This is a genomic window from Nitrosomonas sp., assembly GCF_040256045.1.
Classification (GTDB): Bacteria; Pseudomonadota; Gammaproteobacteria; order Burkholderiales; family Nitrosomonadaceae; genus Nitrosomonas.
This window is the reverse complement of sequence record NZ_JBDZWD010000094.1, coordinates 1-3,128: the sequence shown is the minus strand read 5'-3', so window position 1 is coordinate 3,128 and position 3,128 is coordinate 1. Positions and strand designations below refer to the sequence as shown.

The window sequence follows — 3,128 nt, the reverse complement described above, 5'->3', positions numbered from 1 at the left end:
TTAACTGTATTCGACAAACTGCTGGCCATTACCAATACGGCAAAACAGAGTCTCAACATTTACCGGTACTTCCGAATCCCTGCTCTCCTCGCTGGCTCTGCTGAAAACTGTCCACCACATTGAAACTGGCTTGTACCACCGGAACAATAACCAGTTGTGCAATCCGCTCCATCGGATCGAGCGTAAATTCAGCCTGACCTCGATTCCAGCACGAAACTAGGATTTGCCCCTGATAATCTGAATCGATCAGCCCCACGAGATTACCCAGCACGATTCCATGCTTATGCCCCAAGCCGGAACGGGGTAGAACGATTGCGGCAAAACCGGGATCAGCCAGATGAATGGCAATGCCCGATGGGATCAAAAGCGTTTCCCCCGGATGGATTTCCATTCTTTTATCGATGCAGGCACGCAAATCGAGGCCGGCCGAGCCCGGTGTGGCATAGCCTGGAAAAACATCTTGCAGGCGCGGATCGAGCAGTTTGATATCAACTTGTTTCATTATGATGAGTACATCCCTTATGTTTATTATAGAGACGGGCAATATGCACCATGACCAGCCGGGCTTGTATATTCTTGTCAGCCTTTGGCAAATAGTGTGCCCCTTCGTCATCCAGCAAAATCAGGGAACTCTCGTTTGAACCGATGGTTTCAACAGCATCGTTAGCAACGATCAGCGGCAATTTCTTCCTTTTCCTTTTCTCTGCTGCATATTGTTCGACTGCCTCCGTTTCCGCTGCAAACCCCACACAAAACGGAGGATTAGGCAGATTGGCGACATATTGCAGAATGTCCGGGTTGGGTACCAGGGTCAGTGTTATCTCTGCTGCTGTTTTTTTGAGCTTGGAAGAGTGGCATTCAGCCGGACGATAATCCGCAACGGCTGCAACGCTGATAAAAATATCATGACTCTCCACTTCTGATTTTACGGCAGTAAACATTTCACTGGCACTGATGATACGGATCAGTTTGTCGACTGCCGGAAAAGGCGGGCAAACCGGCCCGCATACCAGAGTCACCCGCGCACCGGCTTCAAGTGCTGCCTGCGCAATTGCCATACCTGTTTTCCCGGAACTCGGGTTGGTGAGCCCTCTGACTGCATCCAATGCTTCAAAAGTCGGGCCTGCCGTAATCAGTATCTGTTTATCTTCAAGATATTTTGGCTGAAAAAAACTGCGGACCCTGTCCAGTAAATCTTCCGGTTCGAGCATACGTCCCGCCCCGGTTTCTCCACAGGCCTGATAGCCACTACCAGGTCCAAGCACTGTCATACCATCCTGCCGTAAAGTAGCAACATTACGCTGGGTAGCAACATTTTTCCACATCTGTACATTCATGGCAGGTGCTATCAGCAGAGGACAATTTCGTGCCAGGCAAAGCGTAGACAGTAAATCATCTGCCAGGCCATGCGCGATCTTGGCAATAAAATCAGCGCTTGCAGGTGCGATCAGAAGCGCATCTGCCTCCCGGGAAAGATTGATATGCGCCATACCGTTCAACACACCGGTATCCCAAAGTTCAGTAAATACCTGCCTGCCCGTAAGCCCCTGCAACGTTGCTGTACCGATGAACCGGCAGGCAGATTCAGTCATCACAACCTGTACTTCAGCCCCTTCCTGCATAAGAAGTCGGACCAGTTCCGCTGCCTTGTAGGCGGCAATACCACCTGTTATACCCAGCAACAGGCGTTTTCCCGTAAGTGAATTAACCTGAATCATATCAAACAATAAAAATTATTTATATTCAATAATTTAAATACGTATAGCAGTGAAAAAAATAAAATAGCCATTCATTTTTAGCTGAAATGACCGTTCCACACACATTACCGAAGTTAAACGTATTCACTTTTACAGGATTCATGCAAACATGGCAATTTCTGACTGGCCAGCAGCTGAACGCCCACGGGAGAAACTGATCGAGAAAGGTGCCGCTGCCCTTTCAGATGCGGAATTACTGGCTATTTTTCTGCGTACCGGTATTACCGGAGTCAGTGCCGTCGAGCTGGCTCGCAAGCTGCTGACTCATTTCGGCAGTCTGACAAGATTATGTGCTGCGGGTTTACATGAATTCAGCGAACAGCCTGGAATGGGGCCAGCAAAATTTGCGCAACTGCAGGCAGTCATAGAAATGGCAAGACGTGCATTAGCGGAAGAGCTCAAGAATGGCGACATCATGGATTCCCCACAATCCGTACGTAACTATCTTTGCCTGAGCCTGAAAGGAAAACCATGCGAAGTTTTTGTCGGTATTTTCCTGGATGCCAGACATCGGACGATCGTTACTGAAGAATTATTTAGTGGCACATTGACACAAGCCAGCGTTTATCCGCGTGAAGTTGTCAAACGTGCCCTCTATCACAACGCAGCGGCTATGATTTTTGCGCACAACCATCCTTCCGGCATCGCCGAGCCCAGCAGAGCAGATGAGATATTGACTCAATCTCTCAAACAGGCGCTGGCACTGGTGGACGTGAAGGTACTCGATCATTTTGTCATCGGCAGCAGCGAAGTCGTATCATTTGCGGAACGTGGCCTGATTTGAATTGAAAAACATATCCATACAAGCTATTATGTTGGGCTTCGGTATTTTAATCACAGGAGTTATGTAACATGGCGCGTGTATGTCAAGTCACGGGGAAGCGTCCCATGAGTGGCCATAATGTCTCTCATGCCAACAATAAAACCAAACGCCGCTTTCTGCCAAACCTTCAATCACGCCGCTTCTGGCTGGAAAGCGAAAGTCGCTGGATACGTTTGCGTCTGACCAATGCTGCGTTGCGTACCGTTGATAAAAATGGTATTGATTCAGTAATTGCCGACATGCGCGCACGTGGAGAGCGTGTCTGATTAGCGCTCTGCAAAACGAACAGAGAAAGGTATATTTATGCGTGAGAAAATAAAGCTGGAATCCTCAGCAGGAACAGGTCATTTTTATACTACGACCAAAAATAAACGTGCCAACCCGGAGAAACTGGAAATCAAGAAATTTGATCCGGTAGCAAGAAAACATGTAACCTACAAAGAAACAAAGCTTAAATAGTCCGCTCTGAATAATTCTGTTTTCAGTCGCGAGTGGGTTGGAGATTGACCGTAGCGAAGATCAGTGCGGCGATGAATGCCTGCATAGGC

At 48.2% G+C, this 3,128-nt stretch carries 5 protein-coding genes; 3 read left to right on the top strand and 2 right to left on the bottom strand.

Going from position 1 to position 3,128, the window contains the following annotated elements:
• Positions 1-52: 52 nt before the first annotated feature.
• Together dut and coaBC are read right to left on the bottom strand one after the other, a co-directional pair.
• Positions 53-502 carry a dUTP diphosphatase gene (dut, locus tag ABUL11_RS11160; RefSeq protein ID WP_350283927.1) on the bottom strand — a complete coding sequence of 150 codons (450 nt, stop codon included), beginning with the start codon at positions 500-502 and terminating at the stop codon, positions 53-55.
• Positions 489-1,718 carry a bifunctional phosphopantothenoylcysteine decarboxylase/phosphopantothenate--cysteine ligase CoaBC gene (coaBC, locus tag ABUL11_RS11155; RefSeq protein ID WP_350283926.1) on the bottom strand — a complete coding sequence of 410 codons (1,230 nt, stop codon included), beginning with the start codon at positions 1,716-1,718 and terminating at the stop codon, positions 489-491. The genes dut and coaBC overlap by 14 nt, the downstream gene beginning before the upstream one ends.
• Positions 1,719-1,866: 148 nt before the next feature.
• Between coaBC and radC the strand changes: the two genes are divergently transcribed.
• From radC to rpmG, 3 genes are all read left to right on the top strand, one after another.
• Complete coding sequence (gene radC, locus ABUL11_RS11150) at positions 1,867-2,541, top strand: RadC family protein (protein ID WP_350283925.1); 675 nt, start codon at positions 1,867-1,869, stop codon at positions 2,539-2,541.
• A gap of 68 nt (positions 2,542-2,609) precedes the next feature.
• Complete coding sequence (rpmB, locus tag ABUL11_RS11145) at positions 2,610-2,846, top strand: 50S ribosomal protein L28 (RefSeq protein ID WP_350283924.1); 237 nt, start codon at positions 2,610-2,612, stop codon at positions 2,844-2,846.
• A 37-nt stretch (positions 2,847-2,883) separates the two neighbouring features.
• On the top strand, positions 2,884-3,039 hold the full coding sequence (gene rpmG / locus ABUL11_RS11140) for a 50S ribosomal protein L33 (RefSeq protein ID WP_011112034.1): 156 nt from the start codon (positions 2,884-2,886) through the stop codon (positions 3,037-3,039).
• Positions 3,040-3,128: the final 89 nt, after the last annotated feature.

Excerpts from the sequence above, each read along its gene's own strand:
- rpmG (WP_011112034.1), top strand. The coding sequence starts at position 2,884 with ATGCGTGAGAAAATAAAGCTGGAATCCTCAGCAGGAACAGGTCATTTT.
- rpmB (WP_350283924.1), top strand. The coding sequence starts at position 2,610 with ATGGCGCGTGTATGTCAAGTCACGGGGAAGCGTCCCATGAGTGGCCAT.
- coaBC (WP_350283926.1), bottom strand. The coding sequence starts at position 1,718 with ATGATTCAGGTTAATTCACTTACGGGAAAACGCCTGTTGCTGGGTATA.
- dut (WP_350283927.1), bottom strand. The coding sequence starts at position 502 with ATGAAACAAGTTGATATCAAACTGCTCGATCCGCGCCTGCAAGATGTT.
- radC (WP_350283925.1), top strand. The coding sequence starts at position 1,867 with ATGGCAATTTCTGACTGGCCAGCAGCTGAACGCCCACGGGAGAAACTG.